17 protein-coding genes, 1 pseudogene and 1 CRISPR repeat array are annotated in these 20,554 nt (G+C 69.5%); of the genes and pseudogenes, 7 read left to right on the top strand and 11 right to left on the bottom strand.

Annotated elements, in window-relative coordinates:
• Positions 1–72: 72 nt before the first annotated feature.
• The 5 genes and pseudogenes from IE332_RS42525 to IE332_RS36910 all read left to right on the top strand — a co-directional run.
• Positions 73–144, top strand: a pseudogene (locus IE332_RS42525) (hypothetical protein); the annotation flags it as partial.
• Positions 145–293: 149 nt separating this feature from the next.
• Positions 294–356, top strand: a complete 63-nt coding sequence (locus IE332_RS42530; protein ID WP_229929215.1) for a hypothetical protein — start codon at positions 294–296, stop codon at positions 354–356.
• A gap of 44 nt (positions 357–400) precedes the next feature.
• Entirely contained in the window at positions 401–559 is a 159-nt protein-coding gene (locus tag IE332_RS36900; protein ID WP_189925386.1) for a hypothetical protein, read from the top strand.
• Positions 560–710: 151 nt separating this feature from the next.
• A complete protein-coding gene (locus tag IE332_RS36905) occupies positions 711–848 on the top strand; it encodes a hypothetical protein (RefSeq protein ID WP_189925388.1) in 138 nt (45 codons plus the stop codon).
• Positions 849–1,053: 205 nt separating this feature from the next.
• Positions 1,054–3,414: an NACHT domain-containing protein gene (locus IE332_RS36910; protein ID WP_189925389.1), complete on the top strand. Its 2,361-nt coding sequence runs from the start codon at positions 1,054–1,056 to the stop codon at positions 3,412–3,414.
• A gap of 457 nt (positions 3,415–3,871) precedes the next feature.
• On the opposite strand, the gene cas2e is transcribed toward IE332_RS36910, so the two are convergent.
• The 10 genes from cas2e to IE332_RS36960 all read right to left on the bottom strand — a co-directional run bounded on the left by cas2e (position 3,872) and on the right by IE332_RS36960 (position 18,034).
• Complete coding sequence (gene cas2e / locus IE332_RS36915; protein ID WP_189925390.1) at positions 3,872–4,207, bottom strand: type I-E CRISPR-associated endoribonuclease Cas2e; 336 nt, start codon at positions 4,205–4,207, stop codon at positions 3,872–3,874.
• 43 nt (positions 4,208–4,250) lie between these two features.
• Positions 4,251–5,174 carry a type I-E CRISPR-associated endonuclease Cas1e gene (cas1e, locus tag IE332_RS36920; RefSeq protein WP_189925463.1) on the bottom strand — a complete coding sequence of 308 codons (924 nt, stop codon included), beginning with the start codon at positions 5,172–5,174 and terminating at the stop codon, positions 4,251–4,253.
• Positions 5,175–5,233: 59 nt separating this feature from the next.
• Entirely contained in the window at positions 5,234–5,890 is a 657-nt protein-coding gene (gene cas6e / locus IE332_RS36925; protein ID WP_189925391.1) for a type I-E CRISPR-associated protein Cas6/Cse3/CasE, read from the bottom strand.
• Entirely contained in the window at positions 5,887–6,714 is an 828-nt protein-coding gene (gene cas5e / locus IE332_RS36930) for a type I-E CRISPR-associated protein Cas5/CasD (RefSeq protein WP_189925392.1), read from the bottom strand. The genes cas6e and cas5e overlap by 4 nt, the downstream gene beginning before the upstream one ends.
• Positions 6,711–7,922, bottom strand: a complete 1,212-nt coding sequence (cas7e, locus tag IE332_RS36935; RefSeq protein ID WP_189925394.1) for a type I-E CRISPR-associated protein Cas7/Cse4/CasC — start codon at positions 7,920–7,922, stop codon at positions 6,711–6,713. The genes cas5e and cas7e overlap by 4 nt, the downstream gene beginning before the upstream one ends.
• Before the next feature lie 56 nt (positions 7,923–7,978).
• Complete coding sequence (gene casB, locus IE332_RS36940; RefSeq protein ID WP_189925396.1) at positions 7,979–8,833, bottom strand: type I-E CRISPR-associated protein Cse2/CasB; 855 nt, start codon at positions 8,831–8,833, stop codon at positions 7,979–7,981.
• A complete protein-coding gene (casA, locus tag IE332_RS36945; protein ID WP_189925398.1) occupies positions 8,830–10,437 on the bottom strand; it encodes a type I-E CRISPR-associated protein Cse1/CasA in 1,608 nt (535 codons plus the stop codon). Before casA ends, casB begins: the two co-directional genes overlap by 4 nt.
• Positions 10,438–10,652: 215 nt before the next feature.
• A complete protein-coding gene (cas3, locus tag IE332_RS36950; RefSeq protein WP_189925400.1) occupies positions 10,653–13,478 on the bottom strand; it encodes a CRISPR-associated helicase Cas3' in 2,826 nt (941 codons plus the stop codon).
• Between the two features lie 498 nt (positions 13,479–13,976).
• Positions 13,977–15,895: a CRISPR direct-repeat array (repeat unit 29 nt; unit sequence CTCCTCCCCGCACCTGCGGGGGTCAGCCG).
• A gap of 325 nt (positions 15,896–16,220) precedes the next feature.
• The gene (locus tag IE332_RS36955) at positions 16,221–16,766 is read right to left on the bottom strand and encodes an NUDIX hydrolase (protein WP_189925402.1); all 546 of its coding nucleotides are present in this window, start codon (positions 16,764–16,766) and stop codon (positions 16,221–16,223) included.
• Between the two features lie 11 nt (positions 16,767–16,777).
• The gene (locus IE332_RS36960) at positions 16,778–18,034 is read right to left on the bottom strand and encodes an NsdA family TPR-like regulatory protein (RefSeq protein WP_189925404.1); all 1,257 of its coding nucleotides are present in this window, start codon (positions 18,032–18,034) and stop codon (positions 16,778–16,780) included.
• 23 nt (positions 18,035–18,057) lie between these two features.
• Between IE332_RS36960 and IE332_RS36965 the strand changes: the two genes are divergently transcribed.
• Together IE332_RS36965 and IE332_RS36970 are read left to right on the top strand one after the other, a co-directional pair.
• A complete protein-coding gene (locus IE332_RS36965) occupies positions 18,058–18,330 on the top strand; it encodes a hypothetical protein (RefSeq protein WP_189925406.1) in 273 nt (90 codons plus the stop codon).
• On the top strand, positions 18,327–18,488 hold the full coding sequence (locus IE332_RS36970) for a hypothetical protein (protein WP_189925408.1): 162 nt from the start codon (positions 18,327–18,329) through the stop codon (positions 18,486–18,488). Before IE332_RS36965 ends, IE332_RS36970 begins: the two co-directional genes overlap by 4 nt.
• A gap of 767 nt (positions 18,489–19,255) precedes the next feature.
• Here IE332_RS36970 and IE332_RS36975 read toward each other — a convergent pair.
• A complete protein-coding gene (locus IE332_RS36975) occupies positions 19,256–20,458 on the bottom strand; it encodes a barstar family protein (RefSeq protein WP_189925410.1) in 1,203 nt (400 codons plus the stop codon).
• Between the last annotated feature and the right edge of the window lie 96 nt (positions 20,459–20,554).

The following is a 20,554-nucleotide window of genomic DNA, read 5'->3' on the forward strand; positions in this document are numbered from 1 at the left end:
CCGTCAAACGCGAACCCACGCTCCAGGCCCACCTCGCCGCGCGAGGTTAAACGTCAAGCTGAACACATCGACTTGACAGGGAACACCACCACCCCCGGCGGCCGGCTCGTCTTCCACGTCTTCGCCGCCCTCGCCGAGTTCATCCGTGAGCTGATCGTCTCCGGCACCCGCAAGGGCCTGGCCGCCGCCCGCGCCCGCGCCCGCAGCAAGGTCGGTGGCCGGCCCGCCGTCGACGCGGACATCATCAAGACCGCGCGCGACATGCTGCCCACCCCGGCCTCTCTATCACCGCGATCGCCAAGCTCCTCGGCATCAGCCCCGGCACCGTCTACAACCACATCCCCGACCTCCGCTAACTCCGCGCCAGCCGCATCCCGGCTCAGCTCCACGGCGGCACCCGATGATCCCCGGCCCGCACCGCCTCAAGGGCGGAGCCCTCCAACTCGGCGCCGACCCGGGTCAGCCCGGCCCCTTCGGCACCTGGACCGACAGTGACGATCCGGAGCACGAGGAAGAGCCGGAGGGCCCCGACCCGGACGGCACCGAGCTGTGGTGCTGACCAGCACCGATGGTCGCCAGGGGTGAACGAACCGCGACCCTCGTCGCCCTCGCGGTTCGTTCACCCTGAACGGACCTTCACCGGCCAGGGCCGTGCGCCGATCGTTCAGGGTGAACGGACTTCGCCGTACGACGGCGGGTAGGAGACGGGTGTGAGCGCCACTCCGTACGGCTTCGACGCGGCGAAGCTGCGGGCCGCCCCCACGGCCGCTGGTGCCTCGGTCGCCCACATCGCCCGCGAGGTCCGCGTCACGGAGCGGGCGGTGTTCCCTGTCAAGTCTGCATGTTGAGATCCAGCCTGGCTGAGGTTGCGAACGGCGCCGCTCGGGCCGAGCATGTGTCAACTTCCCTACTGAGTACGACCTCAAGAGGGGCGCACTGCCAGTTTGTAGGGCATAGCCTTGCCCTAGATGCAGGCTTTGGCGCGGCTCGGAAGTAGGCGCGTCAGCCTGACTAGCGGACAGTAGCCCTCACGCGAAGATCTGGACACTACAGATGTCAAACATGTCTTCCTTTGAGTTTGAAGAAGAGGTACGCAGGGTTGCGCGTGCGCTCTGGCCCGGTGCTGAGCATGGCGGCCCCGAGATCGTAGACGGCCGAGAGGTCGACGGCGTGTTCGACACCGAAGAGGTGTCCCACATGGTTGAAGCGACCATGGACCGTAGAATTGATAAAGCGCACAATGTCGGGCCGAAACTTCGCGATCACCTGAAAAAGGCTCGAGCAAGGGGGGATTTCGCGAAGTCTTGGTTTGTTACATACCATCCGCCAACGGCTGATCAGCGACGGGTTTTGCACAATGATTACGATCGGAACATTGAGGTGATCTCGTATGATCAGTTCCGGTCTAAGATCGTCGATGCGCGCGAGTACTTGAGGCTCCGAGACAGGGCAAGCTGGGGGAGTGCTTCTAACCCAACTACGAACAGCGCAGTTGATCTTATCAAGTACGTCCCTCTTGGGATAACGGTCACAACTGGGGCATCAAGGGCTAAGCCCTCCATGCATCCAAGGAGGGCGTCTAAGGCGGTACCCGTAAAGACGGAATCATCAATTGCAGAGATTGTTTCCGCTATCGAGTCCGGTGAAAATCTAGCCCTCCTCGGCGACTACGGCGCCGGGAAGAGCATGACTCTTCGAGAGATTCACTCACGACTTAAGAGTAAATATCTCTCGAATGAGTCACATCGCTTTCCCATTACCCTCAGCCTTCGACGCCACTACGGGCAAGTGGATCCCGAGGAGGCAATCTCCCGACATGCCAGCCATCTAGGGTTTCCGAGTCCGCACAAGCTTGTGAATGCCTGGAGGAGTGGCTATGCGTACATTCTCCTTGACGGATTTGACGAGCTGGCAGCGCCAGGGTGGAGCGGATCGACCGAGGCAATTCGGGAGAACAGAAGGGCCGCCACTGTCCTGATCAAGGAATTCTCCAGGGAGGCGCCGTCTGAGGTTGGCGTCATCGTCGCCGGCAGGCGATTCTACTTTGATTCGCTTGACGAGATGGGAAGAAGTCTATTCGATAGTGCTCCGCATCTTATCGCTTCTCTAAGCGACTTCACGGATGAGCAGGCGCGGAGGTTTCTCAGCCAGTTTAAGGATTCTGGAAACGGTTTACTTCCGGATTGGCTTCCCGTCAGACCGCTGCTTCTTGGACACCTTGCGGCAGAAGGAGTGATTCGGAATGTCGCGGGAAGTGAAGGGTTGGCACCAGCCCCTGGGTGGGATTGGCTCCTGAGTACGATCAGTGAGCGAGAGTCGTTCATCAAGCAAGGCGTCGATGGTGTCGCCGTTAGGGAAGTTATCGAGCAGCTGGCAGGATTCGCGCGCCAAACTCCCCAGGGTGTCGGACCTGTCACGATGAGTGACATCGTCGATGCGTTTACGGTCGTTCGACACCAACCACCCAGCGACAAGGAGCTCACTCTGCTCCAGCGGCTTCCTGGGCTTGGAGGGGAGGAGGACGACTCCGAAAAGGGTACGCGCCGGTTCGTTGATATTGATTTGGCGAGCGCCGCACAGGCCGCACACGTAACGCGGTACATCGTAGACCCTCATGGTGAATACGCGGGATTTGACCCGAAGAAGTGGAACTCCTCTATGGAGCCGCTCGGGGTCGAGGTTGCGGCATATCAGCTAGCCGCCCTTGAGGTCCCTGAAGGCCAGGTCCGTAAAGCCTTGGACAGAGCTGTCCGCACGGATTGTGGCGAACTGGCCGCAGATATCGTTCGGATTGCAATCGTTCTGGATATCGACCTACAGCCGAATAGTATGCTGAATTATGTGGTCTCGAACGCCATCATTCCGAGTTTGGATATTAGTGAAGGCGGGCCAGATCTTAGCGGTGTAGAGTTTATCCACTGCCTGTTCTCCGAGCTTGTCGTGTCTGGGGATCCCGCAGGCGCCGGCCTTCCGCGCTTCTACTCCTGCGACTTCGGTGAAACGCTAGGGCGGCTCGGAGAATCCGATATGCCAGCGGACAACTTCCAGAGTTGCGATTTTGCGGAGTTTCCTGACGCCGCCGACCGGAACGCTGCGATCATGGATTCGGCAATACTACCCATCGGGACGCGAGTCGTCATGACTCTACTCCGCAAGCTGTACATGCAGCGCGGTAGTGGAAGGAAGGACAGTGCTATTACGAGAGGAATGAGCGCGACCGATATGGCCCTCGTAGCGCCGGCTATGCAGCTCCTCCAGCGGGAGAATCTGGTGTTTGCGACACGGCAGGGGAAGAATAAGATCTGGCTTCCTGATCGCAGTGCCGGGCCTCGGGTTCGAGCGTTCCTCGATGCGCCGCGAGTGGGCGATGATCCCCTGGTAGAAGGAAGTAAGGAGATCGGCTCGCGAAAGTAGGCATTGGTTTGATTACGGGCCCTGGATGGCCCGATCCATCCAGGGCCCGTAATCAAAGATAGCTAATCGCTGTGAGCCTGGAATCATCGGTTCACTTTGGAGCCTGCGTGAGGCCATCTAAACGAGTGACGTGATCGCGGCCAGCACGAGCGACCGGGCAGTCTCCCGGTCAAGTCACCATGTCGGGCTGTGCCCCTGGAACCTGTTCGCAGGGGAGTTGTGATGTCAGGCCAGCGGGGTCTGAGGAAAGATGCGAATGGCGAATCGCTGCTCCATCTTCCGAAGGAGCTTCCTATCTAGCTCTTCAGGGATCGAATTGCCACGAAGGGCGGGAGACCCGCGATCGGCTGCAGTAAACGGGTCACGGGGTACTTGGTCACCGTGGTGTGGCTCTCCTGGTTGCTCGGTCTGACGCGGACGGGTCTGGCCTCCTCCGGAGCGCTGGGAAGGCCGGGACTCACCCCTCGCCTGCGACGGCCGCATCCGCTTCCTGACCTTCAGCGGTCTGCAGGCCTGCCATCGCGACCAGTGTCAGCCCGTCGAAGTCCACGGGCTTCCGACGCTGCTCACCTGCCGTCCGCAGCTCGAAGCCCTGCTCGTTGGCCGCTGTGTGGACCAGTACCGCCACGCCGTCCCCGACGCAGCCGCTGACGGCCTGCCAGAGTTCCTCGCGCACCTTGGCGGAGATGGTGCCGACGTACAGCTGGGGTGTGACCTCGATGAGCCAGCGGGTGAGGGCGCCGCGGACGTGGTCGGGGACCGCCGTGGCGGAGAGGACCGTCATGGCTGCCATGGGTGCTCCCGATCCGGATGGGTGTCCGCAGGCCGACCGGGCCTCACAGCAGTTCCTCCCCCGCGTAGTTGACCCCGCCCGGGATGGGGCCGGAGACCGGGTCCCACAGGTCGACGAGTTGCTCCTCCGGGTCCGGGAGGGTGATGTCCTGGTCTGGGGCGAGCAGGCGCTGGATGTCGGTGACGATGCGCGGCAGCAGGCGGAACAGGCGCAGGCCGTCGCGGAAGCCTCGGCGGGCGTCGGCTTCGGGCTGGGGGGAGTCGTGGAGGGAGAAGGCGAGCGGGATGGTGAGTTCGGCCTTGTACAGGTCGGCGACGTCGTAGACGAAGGCCTGCTGGTTGCCGTTGTGGACGAAGCCGAGGGCTGGCGAGCAGCCGAGGGCGAGGATCGCCGCGTGGACGATGCCGTAGAGGCAGGTGTTGGCGGCGGAGAGGGCCTGGTTGACGGGGTCCTGCTTGTCCCAGGAGTTCGGGTCGTAGTTGCGGCGGAAGCGGCCGATGCGGTGCTGCTGGGCGAGGAGGCGGTAGTGGGCCTTGACCCGTTGGCCCTCCAGGCCGCGTAGCTGTGCGAGGCCGCTGCCGGCCGGGACGGTGCCGCGGCCGAAGCGCTGCTCGTACATGGCGGTGGCGACGGCCAGGCGGGTGGTGTCGTCGGCCCAGGCGCGGGCCTGGCGTTCGAGCCAGGTGGTGCTGAGGGACTCGGGGACGGTGGCGGCGTAGCAGCGGACGCCGCCGGATCCGGCGATGACGACGGTGGTGCCGTGGCGGGCGAAGGTGGTCAGGGCCCGGGCGGTGATGGAGGTGCCGGGGCCGAGGAGGACGCAGCTGAGGGCCGCGGTGGGGAGGTAGACGGTTTCGGTGCCGCGGTGGGGGCTGGTGACCTCGGCGCAGACGCCGGTGTCGTCCTGGACGATGCGGACGATGTCGAGGTAGAGGAAGGAGAGGGAGTCGGCGATGCGGGGCAGCATGGCGACGGTGGGGGCGGCGAGTTTGCGCCGGGCACCGCCGGGGTCGGGGCGGCGGGCGGTCACTGCGGCCCCTGGTGGGGGGCGATGCTGAGGAGGCCGCAGCCGTAGGCCTTGCCCTTGCCGATGCCGTCGGTGAGGCGGGTGCGCAGGAGGTCGGCGTCGGTGATGGCGGCGGTGCCTTCGAACAGGACGCGGTCGTGTTTGATGGGGCGCTGGTCGTTGCGGCGGTGGCCCTTGGCGGCTTCGAGGGGGCTGGAGTGGAGCGTGCCGAGGTCGAGGCCGGAGGACTGGGCCTGGCGGGCCCACCAGTCGTCGGCTGCCGTGCCCTGGAGCGGGACGACGGCTTTGAGCTGGTAGAGCTCGCGGGTGGCTCGGCTGGGCCTGCGGATGGGGTTGGCGGCGATGCGGTAGCGGATGTGCAGGCCGGGCCGCAGGGCGTCCAGGAGCGGCGTGAGGGTCTTGGTCGCCGCCTGCCCGTATCCGGCGGGGAGGCGGTCGAGGTCGGGCCGCTCGGCGCTCTGGAGGAGGATCTGGTCGCCGGCGGGCGTGGATTCGGTGCGGAAGAGGACGCCGAGGAGACGGCGCGGTTCGTCGGCGGCGACGTGGTCGGGGAAGAGCGACATCATGCGGTGGTGCAGGTGGACGGCGCCGGCGGTGTCGCCGCGGGCGTCGCGGCTGCGCGGGTCGGGGATGATGCGGGTGAGCCACAGGGTCATGCGTGGATGCTTTCCGGGCGGGTGGTGTGCCGGGTCAGGTAGTCGCCGAGGGCGGTCAGGTAGCCGGCGGCGAGGCCTTTGCAGCGGTCGGCGGGCAGGGTGAGGGTGCGCTGGTATCGGGGGCGGGCGCGGTAGGCCCGTCGCCGGGGGTGGAAGTCGGTCGGGTCGTCGGTGACCTCGCCGGCGGGGGTGCTGCCGTCGTCGTCCCCGGGCTGGGGGTGGTCTCCGAGGCGGTCGAGCGGCTGGTCGCCGTGGAAGACGATGTCGACGGTCTTGGTGCCCGTGCGGGCCCGTCGGGCGATCGGCAGGTGGACGAGGTGGTGCAGCGGGTCGTCGACCAGGCCGAGCAGCAGGGGGCCTTCGGGCGGGCAGGAGCGGCGTCCCAGGTAGGGGGGCCAGTGCGGGTTCCGCAGCGCCTGAGCCCACTCGTCGAGGCGGTCGGGGGCCGCGGTGACGACCGCGGTGAAGGCCGCGTCGGCGAGGTAGTAGCGGTGGGACAGCAGGGTGGCGGTGGCGCCGGTGCGCTTCTTGCCCTCAGCGGTGGTGACCGTGCGGGCGGCGGGCAGGCCGCCGCCGACGGTGTGCAGGTCGCGCAGGACCACGCCCGCCCGGTCGGTGCGGACGGTCAGCGAGAGGGCGGCGAGGTCGTCGATGGGCTCGCCCCGCTTGCGGCCGAGGGCGGCGGCGAGCAGGCCGATGACGCCGGAGCGGGTGGGGAAGGGCGCGGTGTCGCGCTCGTTGAACTGGCCGGTCTCTCCCCAGGACTGCAGCGGCGCGGCCAGGCGCAGCAGCAGTCCTCGGGTGGGGGCGGTGGCGGTGCTCATGCGCCGGCCCCGGCGGTGACGGAGGCGGCGTCGGGGCCGGCAGCGGCGTCGGTACGGGCGGTGGTGAAGGCCGCGTCGATGGCGGTGTCGATGAGCTGGGAGAAGGAGTCGACGCGGGTGCCCAGGCCCTCGAGGTCCTTGTCCTCCAGGCTGGCCCACGCCGCGGTGACGGTGCCGCGCCTGCCGAGGAGCTTGTCGGCAGCGGTGGCGTAGCGGGCCAGGGCGGTGCGGGAGGCGGGGCCGTAGCCGCCGCTCTCGTGCGAGGCGACGGGCTGCTCGAAGGCGGCGGCGTAGGAGAGCGGGCGGTCGCTGCGGACGGCGATGTGGACGAGGTCGGGGATGGTGTGCGGGGCGGTGGCGGTCTTCTTGGCGCGGGGGAGGGAGAGGATGAAGGCCTCGGCGAACCCGGCGGCGAGTTCGCGGGCGGCCTCGCGGTCGCCGCCGAGGTTGGCCGCCAGGTCGGCGAGGTCGACGGTGGCGTAGCGGTAGAAGACGCCGGCGCTGAACTCGGCGTGGCCCATGTGGGCACTGCCGGTGGTGTCACCCCAGGCGGAGGTGACATCGTCGACCGCGGAGAAGTAGTCCAGTTCGACGTCCGTGCCGTGGGTGGTCAGGGCGTGGGCGACCTGCACGGCGCCGTCGACGCCCGCGTCGTCGACCTCGGCGAGCATGCGGCCGAAGAGGTTGATGACGCCGTTGCGGCTGCGCAGGATGGCGTCGATGGCCTCCTTGGGCAGGACGCTCTTGTCGCTGGTCTTCTTGATGTCCTTGGCGCTCTCGAGTTCGGCGCGGTGTTCCTCGGCGAGGGCGGCGAGTTCGGCGACGGCGGTCTCGGGCACGTAGACCATGGCGTTGGTGGTGATGACGGGCGAGTCCTTGGCGGTCTCGAACTTGATGCTGCTGCCGGCGGCGACGTGCTGGCCGGCGCGCTGGGCAAGGTCGGCGGGCCAGCCGTGCTGTTCCTGGAGGAGGCGGGTGACGCGGGCGCCGATGCGGCGGGTGCGCAGGGCCTGCTCGCCGAAGCTCTGCTGGAAGTACTCGCGGACGGCGCGCTTCCAGGACTGGCTGCTGACGCGGGTGCGCTCGGTGTCGCCGTAGCGGACGGTCTTGACGGAGTTGTTGTCGTCGCGGTTGAGGTTGGCGAACGGGACGCTCTGGACGACGTGGATGTCGAGGAAGCGGGCGGTGGTGCGGTCGGGGCCGGGCATGCTCTGCTCCTGGGGGTCGGGTGGTGCGGGGGTGGTGGTCTGTACGGGCGGGCCGGTCAGGCCTCGGGGTTGGCGCCGTTGTCCGTGCTGTCGGTATCGGTGGCGTCCGCGGCGTCCGCGGCGTCGCTCTGGTCGTCGTCGTGCTCCCGGGCCCGGCGCTCGCCGTCCTTCTGCAGGGTCCGGTGGTAGTCCTGGAGCCAGATCCGCTTGACGGTGCCGGAGCGGCGGCGCCACTGGCAGAGGTCGATGAGGAGTTGGGCCCAGTCGACCTCCACGTCGCTGCCGCGCAGTTGGCGGACGGCTCCGGGCAGGTGGCGGTGCAGGCCGTCGACGCTCTGCCGGCTCAGCAGGTTGAGGCGGGTCTCGGCCGAGGTCTCGCGCAGGCCGCCTGCCTGGCCGCCCTTGATGACGCCGTCGGCGAAGGCGTGGCCGAGGCTGCGCGGGGGGATCCGCTTGGCGGTGCCGGGGTCCGCGTCCTCCGGACGGTCGGCCGGGTGGCCGGGCGTGTCCGGCGCCGCCTCGGCGGCCGTCGCCTCCTCGCCCGTCGGCTGGTCCTTCGACCCGCTCTTCTTCGACGTCTCGGCCTTCGCGGCGGTGTACTGGTCGCGGCGCTGCGCGGCGATCAGGGAGGCGACGGTGTAGAAGGCGCGCTGGACGTCGCGGCTGCGCGTCTGCTCGTCGGTGAGCCAGGAGGCCACGTAGCGGTGCATGAACGGCACGGCGTCCAGGTCCTTGCCGACGCCGCGGCGCAGGGCCGCGCGGACACCGGGATCCTCGTGACTGCGCTTGTCGATCCTGGCGGTGAAGGCGCGTGCCCGCCCCAGCGAGGGGATGAGGGCGGGCTCCTTCGGCGTGCCGACCGCGTCGTCCGCCGGTTTGGCGGGTCCGGGGATGGTGCTGGTCGTGCTCATGCGTCCTCCGTGCTGGTGTTGCGGCCGCCGGTGCCGCCGGCGCCGCCGGTCTTGGCCGGGCGCTTCACCGGCCCGCCGTACAGCTCGATGCGGGCGGTGGTGCAGGCCTTGGCTCCGCGCATGGTGCCGAGCGCGCCGTAGGTGACGGTGTCGTAGGCCTTCTCGGCGAGGATGCGGAACGCCGCGGCGGCGCCGTCGAAGTCGCGTTCGTTGAGGCGCTTCCAGAACTCGGCCTCGGCGGCGGGCCAGTAGCGGGCCGCGGCGTCGACGGCCCAGGTGCAGTCGCGGATCTTGGGGGCGGTGGTGAAGCCGGCCCAGGCCTTCTTGACGGCCCGGTCGAGCCGATTGCCGTACCGCTCCCCCAGGACGCGCAGGCGGCCGATCTCGACGGCGACCTCGGGTTCCTGCTTTTCGAGTCCGAGTACCGGTGGGGTGACCGCGTCGACGAACTGGATGTCCTTGGCCTGTCCGTCCTGTTCGAATCCCAGCGCGCGGACCCTCAGGTCTTCCGAGACGTCCAGCGCGGTGCGGAACACCTCGGGGCGCTGTGGCCGGGTACTGCCTGCGGGGTTCTCGAGCAGCAGGGCGTCCAGATCGCGCCACAGCGCGCGCTGGGAGTCGGCGGGGCGGGGGTAGGGGTTGCCCTCCTTGCTGGTCTGCCAGATCAGGTACGGGTCGCCCTCGCGGGAGATCTTGAGCTGGTTCGCCCAGGTGATGAACGCGTCTTGGACGTGCCGGCCGGTGGCATCGGGCACGAGCAGCAGCGCGTGCTGGGAGCGGGCCGTGAGTTCGGAGCACGGCCCTTTCAGCGGCGGTGGAGCGGCTGCGGGGTCGGGCAGTTCCTCACGCTCCCACGGGCACAGGTCGCTGTCACGGGAGACGCTCTCGCGGGGTTTGGGAAGTCCGGCCAGCAGTGTCTCGAACAGCGTCTCGCCCTCCGGGTGGTAGGAGAGCGTGCTTCGCAGGGGTCCGGCCTTGCTGCTGGCCGCCTTGGTGCCGCCGACTGTACGGCTGGAGCACCGTCCGGAGGGACCGTAGTAGTGCCAGACGAGCAGGTGCAGGACGGCCTGGTCGGGGGTGGGCAGCTCGGGGGCGGTGCTGTTGACGTGCTGGAACCAGGAGTGGTTGTTGCCCGAGGGGCGGGTGGTGATGAGCTTGTCGACGCCGGCGGTGTTCGCCGGGTCGCACTGCTCGGCCAGCCTCGGGTCCTGCAGGAACGGACGTACGGGGTCGAAGAGGTCGAAGCGGCCGTGGATCGGCGTGACGTACCGGGCGACCTGCTCCTCGCCGAAGCGTCCCGTGGTGACCAGATCGTCGCGGCGCTCGGACCAGTTCTTGTCGGGGCCGGCTTCGTCGAGCTCGGTCACACGGGCGGTGATCGCGTACAGGACGCGGTACAGCGCGGAGAGCGCCGGCGGGTCGGCGATCGCGATCTGCTCGATCTCGTGCGCGCGCAGCAGGAGCTCGCGCAGGCCGACCTTGGGTGGGCAGGCGGTGGTGGAATCCGCCGTGTCGTTCGTCTCCTTGCCGGGGATCCAGCGGACGGGGATCCACGCTTCGTCGAGGAGGTTGTAAGCGGGTGGTGCGAGTGGTGCGGATGGCATGCGGCCTCCGGCGAGGCGAGTACGGGTGATCACAGGGTGGGTAGGCTCTGCGCGGTCCCCGCGATCGAGCGGGGGTGAGCCGTGCGGTGCCTAGGAAGCGGCCGTGTCGGCAGACCTGTCCCCGCTCAAGCGGGGGTCGTGCCGGTCCCGGACGGGCGACAGCCCTGTCCGGGACCGGCGTAGCCAACGTAGCGTCAAGTGCGGTGCCTACGACGTCAGTTCTCGGAAATTCCCACGTTCGAGTACATGAGCTGCCTCTCCCCCAGCCGGCCCGTCCAATGGTCGCCGTCACGGCGCATGCGCAGCAGGGCCAGGTCGGTGAGCAGGGGCCGGTCCTTCCAGGCCTTCGGCACGGCGTTCTCGTCCGTGCGGCCGGCGAGCCAGCGGCCGGGCAGCGGCACGGTGTGCCGCATGATCAGCGCGATCTCATCCCGGTTCGCCGCGGCCATGGGCAGCGGGACACCGTGGTCGGGAGCGAGGCTCCATCCGCCCTCCCGTTCGAAGACGCACACGGCGCGGCCGCTGTCCGCGCCGAGGCGGGTGGTCAGCAGGTCGTCCGAGACGACGAAGCTGCGCTCGCTGAGCTCGGACAGGTCGTCGACCACGTCGCACGGCGCCGGGATCACGGTGATCTCCGCCATCTGCTGCTCGGCCGCCTCCGAGGCGATGCGCTCGGCGTCCATCCGGTCGAGCTCGGCCGAAGCGGCCTTCTCCAGGCCGGCTCCGAAGTCGTCCGCGTAGACGTCGTCCACGAGCTCCTGGACGTCTCCCGGGACTTCGACCGCACCGCTGGACTGCTTTGCGAGCAGCAGGCTGGTGCGGCGCAGCAGGGATGCGTCGTAGACGGTGCCCCAGGAGCGGGGCGCGGCCACGCGGCCGTCGTCGTCGAGCGGTTCCAGCACGATCATGCGCGGCTCGCCGGCCTCGCCGGTCCAGGCCGGGCGGTTGGGGCGTTCGTGGCGCTTGCCGCGGCCGGCCCGCTGAAGGAGCTGCGCGAGCGGAGCGAGGTCCGAGACGATCAGGTCGAAGTCGAGGTCGAGTGACTGCTCGACGATCTGGGTGGCCACCAGGATCGAGCCCTCGCGCGGGGTGGCCGCCGCCGCGTCGTTCGCGGGCTTCCCGTACGCGGCCTCGCACGCGGTGGTGATGCGCTGCCGCTCGTGGGCGGGGTAGCGGGAGTGGAGCAGCCGCAGGCCGCCGTCGCGCGCGGCGAGTTCGGGCAGGAGGGACCGCAGGTAGCGGTAGGTGCGCTGGGCCTCGTCCACGGTGGTGCAGCAGACGAGGACGCAGCCGCCCTCGGTGGTGACCGATGCGAGGATCTCGCGCAGGGCCTCACGGCGCCCCTGCCGTCCGGGCTTCTTCGCGACGTCCTGGTCCCGGACGTCCCAGTGCACCTGGCGGGTCTCCACGCGCAGGGTCCGGGTGCGGCTGCTGCCGACCTCGCGCGGCGTGGACACCTCTCCGCTGCCCGCGTCCACGAACAGCCAGCCCGGGTAGCAGGGCTCCACCGTGGACGGCTCACGGAAGCCCGCGCCGCGCCGGTAGGCGTCGACGAGGGACGAGGCCGCCTTGCCGGTCAGCGTCGCCGACAGCAGCACGACCGGCGCGCCGAACGCGCCGAGCCACTCCAGCAGCCGCACCAGCAGGCTGTGCATCCACGGGCCGTAGGCGTGCGCCTCGTCCACCACCAGCACCTTGTTCGACAGGCCGAACAGCCTCAGGAAGCCGTAGCGGACCGGCAGCACCCCGGTGAGCGCCTGGTCGACGGTGCCGTTGGCGAGCGGCGCGAGCAGACCCCGCCGCCCCGTGCGCAGCCACTGGCCGGCCTCGGTGTCCGCCAGGACAGCCGTCCCGTCCGTCGCCCCCTCCCCGGGGGCGTAGTCGGGGCTCAGCCAGGCCATGCTGTGCAGGAGCGTGAGCGCGCGATCGCCCTCGACGTTGTCCTTGGCGAACCTGCGGACCCGGATGAACATCGCGTCCGCCGTGGCCATTGTCGGCAGCGCGAAGTACATCCCGGAGGCGCCCGAGGCCCGCGCGATCACGGAGGCGGCGTGCAGGGCGGCCTCGGTCTTGCCGTCGCCGGTCGGGGCCGTGACCAGTAGCAGTCCGGGCCCCTTCACCACCCCGGGCAGGTACTCCGCGACATCGGCCTGCAGCTTGTTCGGGGGGAACGGGAACTGCTGTGTGAAGGGCTTGCCGGGAAACGCCGCCCGTCCGAGGCCGGCTTCGCGGACCCACCCCGGTGCGGCCTCGGCTGCCGCCTCGAAGTGCTCGGCGAGCTCCGAGTCCCCGGCCTTCCAGTCCTCCCCGGGCATCCGCGGCTCGATGACATCGACCTGGCTGGCCAGCCAGTCGGCCACCACGACCAGCCCGGTGACCACCATCGCCAGCTCACCGGGCAGCACCGACTCCAGCGGCTTCTCGGCCCCCACCGTCCGACGGACCGCGTGCGCGTGGGCAAGCCGCTGATCCCGCCACCCCTCGGCCGTGCCGAGACCGGGCTGATAGCCCGACGGCCTGTTGATCTCCTTCACCTGCAGCGTGGGAGCGAAGCACCCGTGGTGCCCGCCGAGCAACTGGGCGATCTGGTGAGCCGGCGACTTCTTGACTGGCTTGCTGAGCGGATATCCGCACTGCTTGAAGAACTCGACCAGCCCCCAGTGCGTGGCCGTCTCGTGCCTCAGGTACCCGCTGCGCTTCGCCGCCGGGTTGTCCTCCGCGTACGCCGGGTCCCCCATCAGCTTCGCGAACTGCTCGGCGACCTGCTGCTGGAAGTGCAGCGAGATCTTCCCGATGTCGTGCAGCCCAGCCCACAGCATCACCATCTCCCGGGCCCCGCCCTCGCCGACGCCCATGGCCCCGGCGATCCGCCCCCGCACGCGCTCACTCAGGACCGCGTCCCACAGCGCGCCTGCGACCGCGGCAGTGTCCAGGAGGTGGCAGATCACGGGATACGGACCGGGCAGGCCGGCACTCTTGCCCCACAGGCGGGAGTCGGGATCGACCGGCTCGGATCCGCCAACGGGCTTGCTCTCATTCATGTCTGAGGGTCTATCAGCTGCCACTGACAATCCTTTCGGCCCTCTCATCGGAATCGACGGCAGGCGAGGACCTGGCCGACGGGGGCCGCGGCGCATCGCCCGAGGTCATAGGCACCAGGAGGGCATCGGCGGGTAGTTCGTGTAACGATTCAGGCACCACCAAACAGGCTGAACCACCCCTTAGGTTGGAACTTTTGGCTACCGCCGGACCTGGCCATGGGCGCTGGGGACCCCGGCGATCGAGACAGCCTCCAGGCGCAATGAGCTCACCATCACGAGTACACGGTTACCGGCTCGCCGTCGCTGCACAGGAGTGGGGCCCGCCCCGCCCCAATCGTCGACGCTCAGAAGCCCCCTCCAGGCTCCGAACCGCCCATGGCATCATGTGAGCGATCCTTGACATCTCGACACCGCACAACGCACTTGGCAAGGCGTCAGATAGCTCGCCCACATGGTCAAGAAATTGCAAAGCCGTCGCTGCGTCGCAGGTCAGGAAGTCTCCTCCCCGCACCTGCGGGGGTCAGCCGCTGGCCAGCTGGACGGCGGCCGGCGTCGTCGCCTCCTCCCCGCACCTGCGGGGGTCAGCCGCCGGGCAGCGGCCGCCCGCGGCGCCCGGCCGCCTCCTCCCCGCACCTGCGGGGGTCAGCCTTCGGGTGAACAGGTTGTCGGGTTCGGGCTTGGCTCCTCCCCGCACCTGCGGGGGTCAGCCGCGCAGATCGCCGCCTACGCCTACAACGCCGGCCTCCTCCCCGCACCTGCGGGGGTCAGCCAGGACATGGTCACCCAGGCCGACGACCTCCGCTCTCCTCCCCGCACCTGCGGGGGTCAGCCGGGATCATCAGCCCCGCGTACTTCTGCTGGCAGCTCCTCCCCGCACCTGCGGGGGTCAGCCGACCGACGGCACTCCTCCCCGGCGTCACGAACCCTCCTCCCCGCACCTGCGGGGGTCAGCCGGCCCCGAGCGATTGCAGGGCCGCCGTCACCGTCTCCTCCCCGCACCTGCGGGGGTCAGCCAGCTCGGCGGCGAACTCCTGCCGGATCTCGGCCCTCCTCCCCGCACCTGCGGGGGTCAGCCGCCGATCTCAGCGGGGTGGGTTAACAGGCTCAACTCCTCCCCGCACCTGCGGGGGTCAGCCGGCTGCGACCGACGGGCCGGTCACCGTGCTGCACTCCTCCCCGCACCTGCGGGGGTCAGCCGGCCACCAAGGACCGCAAGCCGCTCACGCTGTTCTCCTCCCCGCACCTGCGGGGGTCAGCCGGCCTTCACCGCCGAGGCCCGGGTGGGCAGTTTCTCCTCCCCGCACCTGCGGGGGTCAGCCGCACCAGGTCCGCAGGCTCAGCCTCTACCTTTCCTCCTCCCCGCACCTGCGGGGGTCAGCCGAAGTGGTCGAACTGGCTGTCGGTGATGTAGGCCTCCTCCCCGCACCTGCGGGGGTCAGCCGGTGCTCGCGCAGAAGTTCGGCGCGCGACCTGACTCCTCCCCGCACCTGCGGGGGTCAGCCACGTAAACGCGGACGTGGGCGCTGGTGGGGTGGCTCCTCCCCGCACCTGCGGGGGTCAGCCGACGTGAGCATCGGCAACGTCTGGGGCCCGAACCTCCTCCCCGCACCTGCGGGGGTCAGCCGGTGGCCATGCCGACGGTGTGCGACTCGGCCCCCTCCTCCCCGCACCTGCGGGGGTCAGCCGGTGCTGGCAGCGGGCACCCCGGCGGTCGGGCTCTCCTCCCCGCACCTGCGGGGGTCAGCCGCTGCCAGTGCGCCAGTCCTGGCGGATGGAACGCTCCTCCCCGCACCTGCGGGGGTCAGCCGGAGCGTCGGACGGCGTCGGCCGCCCACCGGTTCTCCTCCCCGCACCTGCGGGGGTCAGCCGCCGCGCTCCAGGAGGCGGTCGGTGGTGGTGGCCTCCTCCCCGCACCCGCGGGGGTCAGCCGAGATGTGAGATGACATGACTGTTCCTGACTTCCTCCTCCCCGCACCCGCGGGGGTCAGCCGTCGAGCGCGACCATCTCCCGCCCGCGCCAACCCTCCTCCCCGCACCCGCGGGGGTCAGCCGGCGACCACGATGCCGCCCGGCACGGGCGGCGGCTCCTCCCCGCACTCGCAGGGGTGAGCCGTCCGGTCCGGAGCTGCGTGCGGCAGTCGACACCTCCTCCCCGCACCCGCGGGGGTCAGCCCGTCGACGGCATCGCCGGATGGACGTGTAGGTGCTCCTCCCCGCACCCGCAGGGGTCAGCCGCCCCGGCCGCGTCGTAGACGGCGGTGACGGCCTCCTCCCCGCACCCGCGGGGGTCAGCCGGACCGGGGCCTGACGGTCTGACGTCCTAGGCTCTCCTCCCCGCACCCGCGGGGGTCAGCCGCCGGAGGGTGCTCCGTTCGCGGCTTCGGCCGACTCCTCCCCGCACCCGCGGGGGTCAGCCGATCTGCAGCAACAGCCTCGGTGAGCGCCTGCACGCCCCCGCTCGGGACCTCAAGCGGGGGCGTTGCTGTGCCCGCCGTCAGGCCTCGGGGAAGCCGTGGAACTTGGTGACGGTCTTACGGCCGCAGCGGGCCATAAGGAGGACGGGGGTCCACAGGCCTGCGATGCAGATCATCATGAAGGTGTGGACCGATGATCGCGATCGGCCCCATCTTGCGGCGGGTCACAACTTTGGCACGGGTCTCCTCCTGCTGGCCGGTGGGCCCCGAACCTATCGGGGCGGTAAGCCCGGCCCCGGCGCTGTGGCTGACCCTGCGACCAAACCGGTCAAGCCCGTTGCGCCAGCCGGTACGGGCCGAGGAAGAAGCTGAGCGCGGCGTGCGACGGGCCGTCGTTGACCTCGCCGCTCACCAGTAGCTTGACTACCTCAGTCTCCGGCAGCCACTCCACGCGGGTCGACTCGGAGGCGTCCTCCGGCGCACCAACCTGAGTGCATCCGGTGACGTGGAAGCAGCGGAAATGCGCGTCCGAGATGCCGGCCATGGCGTCGTACTCGGTCAGCAGCTCAACGCGGCCCGGACGCCACCCAGTCTCCTCCTCGACCTCACGGGCGATCGCAACCGCCGGGTCCTCGCCGGGCTCAGTCCATCCAGCCGGCACCTCCCAGCCCCAGCGGCCGGTGATGAACCGGTGCCGGTAGAGCAGGAGGAACCGGCCCTGGTCGTCGGTGACAACGGAGGTGGTCGACGCCTTCGGGTAACGGACGACGTGGTGATCGATCCGCCCGAGCCCGGGCACCTCGACGTCGTCCAGCCACACCTCCACCCACGGGCTGCCGTACACCTGCCGACGTCCGAACGTCTCCCACTCCATCGTCAGCCTCCTCAGACGCGCACTAGTAGCGCTTCCAACTCTTTCACGCGCGCGGTCAGCTCCAGTACGGGCCTCTCGTGGGCCCACGGCGCGAGGGACCGTCGGAGGCCCTGAGCCCGCACGACGAGCGGCTTCACCACGGTGGCGCTGGCCAGGTCGAGTGCGTCGCGCGCAATGGCGCACGCCTCGTGCACGTCACCTTGCTGCAGTCGTACCTCGGCGAGGTCGAGCGCAAGCACCGACCTGCCCTTGATATCGGCAGCATCTCGGCGGCCGATGGCCGTCACCAGCAGGGCAGCCGCATCGTCGTACTCGCCGAGGTGGGCGCACGTCTCGCCCGCGATGCCCTCAAGCCGCGGGGCGGTGAAGAAGTCCAAGCCGTGCACTGGTTCGTCAGCGGAGTCGAGCAGCTTCGTCGCCTGCTCAAGGGCTGCACGAGCCGGTTCCTGGTCGCCGCAGGCCGCGAGCGTCCGGGCCAAGTTGGCCGTGACCCAAGCCAGGCGTCGCACTGGCGCGGCCTCGGCCCGGACCACGGCCTTCCGCAGCAGGTCGGCGGCGGCGGTGCTCCGGCCAGCGGTGTACTCGGCGATGGAGTGCATGGTCAGGACCCAGGCGGCCAGGTCGTCGGCCTCGCCCTCGGTGGCGGCGGCCGTACCGACGTCGAAGAATCCGTCAGCCTCGACGCGGTGGCCGAGGTCATGGTTGGCGAGCCCGAGCAGGCCGGACACGACCGCCAGTATCCGCACCCCGCGCCGGCGCGCATCTACTGCCTGGGGGCGCGCGAGCATCGCGTGCACGCCAGCGAGCTGCCGGCGGAGGACCTGCCTCGACTCGGCCGGCGGGGTGGACGGGTAACGGAAGGCAGTGTCGGCAACCACGTGTTCGAGCCGACGGAGGGCCGCGTCGCTGGCCGTCGAATGCATGAGCATGTCCAGTATTTCCCAGGCCTCAGGGACAGCGGCCGGCTCGTAGCCAGTGGCGACGGTCAGCCCCTCCCATTGCCGATCGGCTAGGCCGAGCATCCGGCCGGGAATGCGGAGGCCGTCAGCGATCCGCTCGATCACGGCCATGCTCTCCACCACCCGACCGCCGCTCATGATCTCAGTAACGCGGCTGGTGGTGAGGCCGGTGCGGCGGGCAATCTCCGCAGCGCCGACACCCGTCTTACGCACAGCCTGAAACACGGGCCCGATCTGGCGGGCCGCACACGCGGCAACGAACATCGGGTCAGCAAGCACCCCTGCGGGTAGCGGTTCCGGCACGAACACGGCTGCCTCCCAGAGTCGGTGAGGTGACGAGCGTATCGGTCACGGTGGCGCCACGATGGGTACTCACCGTGGCCCTGGTGGCGGCCCAAGTGACCGCCGATGCTGTGCCCGTGACGACCCACCAGCAGCCGCCCACATACGCACAGCTCCACGAGCTTGCTTGCATTCGCTGTGGCAGCGAGGCCAGCGAGCTGGAGCCTGCCGGCCACCACTTCACGTTGACCGGTGAGGCGACCGCCTCGCTCGGCTGGCCCGTCGTGGCCTGCACCAGCGGATGCCTTCAGGAGGAACAGTGACCGAGCAGCCGGACCCGGCCGCGGATCGGGTTTGTGGCGTCTGCCGGGAGTGCCGCGACTACGGCCTCGGCACGTATGACGGGCAGCTCACCGGGATCTACGACTGGATCACCGAGCACATCGGGTGCCGGCTGCCCAGGCCGGCGAACGCCGAGTGAGCGTCGTCGGCAGCGACCCGGTCGAGTACGGGCGGTGCGTCTCGTGCGAAGGCTGGGGCTGGGGCCGGTGGATTGAGGACCTGACCGCCAGCGTCGCTCTCGTTCAGCACTGCCGGATCCGACCACTCTCGAACGGACCGCAGGACGACGTCGGTCACGCCACGATGGTGGGTCCGCACCACCAGCAGGAGGAAGACGCGTGACAACCGAGGCAGGACCCTGCGGGCTCCGTCCCTCACCCGCGGGGTCAGCCTAGGCCGAGCGCACTGATCTCGCCCCGGCACAGGTCCTCCCCGCCCCCGCGGAGGTCAGCCGATCAACGAAGCCTGGCTGTTCACCAGCTACCAGTCCTCCCCGCAGTGCCGGGCAATCACCAGCACCTGAACGAGCCTGTACGACGACAAGATCTTCACAGAAGCAAAGGCCCTCGACATCGACCAGATGGTCTCGCCGCGGCCTGGCGGTCCGGCGCGGGCGCCTGGACCACCGCCAAGCGCAAGGCCTTCGCTAACGACTTGGAGCACAGCCAGCTCGTCGCGGTCTCCGCGGCCTCGAACCGGAAAGTCGCCGGACGCCTGGCGCCCGCCAGAGGGTCGGCTTCTGGTGCATCTACGGCCGGGCCTAGGCCGACATCAAGTACGTCTACGGCCTCCGTCACCGAGACCGAGAAGAGCGCGCTCACCGAGATTCTCGACACCTGCGCGTTACAGCAACCGGGGGAGTTCCCTGGCCCTGAAGGGAGGGGCGGGCGGACCGGGAGGCTGACTTCATCGGAGCACGACAGTGACGCCGTAGGTCTGCAGGAGGTTCACGGTGGCGTCGAAGTAGGACCGGTTGGCGTGGTGGTCGACGATGTGCCCGGCGAGGGCGGTGCGGGAGGTCTCGGCGCCGTGCCAGACGAGGGTGAAGGGCGCGAAGACGGAGGGTCCGCCGAACAGGTGATCCTTGACCGAGTCTAGGCCGCCACCGTAGGTCCCACCGGGGCCGATGAGGGCCTCACCGAGTGCCAGCAGCAGACCGGTCTCGTCGGTCGCGTGTTGTCCGTCGAGGTGATACGTCCCGCCGGAACGGCCGACGCCTGGCCCGTAGGGGCCGATGCGGCACAGGTCGTGCCACTCCTTCCGGCCGGTCTCGTCGAACCGGGCCCACTGGTTGGGCCGGGTGGGGACGCCCTCGTACCAGACCTCCCAGACCTGGCGGGCTGTCAGGGTGGGGCGGTCGGCCAGCCAAGGTTCGTGCCGGCCGTCGCCGCTGGGGTCGGGGATGGTGATGTCGATCAGGGTTCCGCCGAGGACGGACGGGCGGGCGTCACCGGGGCGGAAATGGAGGTCGTACTGGGTCATGCGGCGGCCGTTGCGGTCCAGCGCCCACAGCGCGATGACCTGGTCCTCCTCCAGCCGTGGTGAGCGGAGTTCGGCCAGCAGGGGTTCGGTGGGTTCGCAGCCGATCAGGTGCAGCGGCTGGGTCTGCCGTCGCGGACGCGGGCCGGAGAGGCCGTCGATGGACAGGCAGCTGCCCTCCAAGTCGGTACCCGACAGGTCGATCTGCGGGGCGGGATGGAGCTGCGGGCCCCAGTCGTCCTCGACGCCGGCACCGACGGTGATGTCCACGCGATCGGGATCGCCAGGCGCGGGCCGGTGGGCCAGAACGGCCACGTTCTCCAGGCCCCAGAACCGGGGGCTGTCCGTCGCGGGATCCTCGGGGTGGATGAACAGGCCCATATCGCCCAGCAGTCGTACGGGATCGGTCGGCCGCGTGACCGCCCGGGCCAGTTCGCTCTCGCGTGGGCAACCGCGCAATGTCAGGACCTCACGTGGCAGCGGCGGCGGGTCCATGAACAGCCCCTCGACCTCGGCGCAGCGCCCCCACAGCTCTCCCGCCTTCTCGTCATCGTCGTCGTAGTACTCCCGCACCAGGAGGTACCGGACCGGGAAGTCCCGCCCCCACGCAATGTGTTCCTCGGACCGCACACTTCTCCCCACCAACCGACGATCTTCGCTCGCACACAATACGAGTCACCGCCGTCGCAGGCTTCCGAATATCGCGTGCCCGGAATGACGCTCCCC

This window comes from Kitasatospora xanthocidica, assembly GCF_014656195.1.
Classification (GTDB): domain Bacteria; phylum Actinomycetota; class Actinomycetes; order Streptomycetales; family Streptomycetaceae; genus Kitasatospora; species Kitasatospora xanthocidica.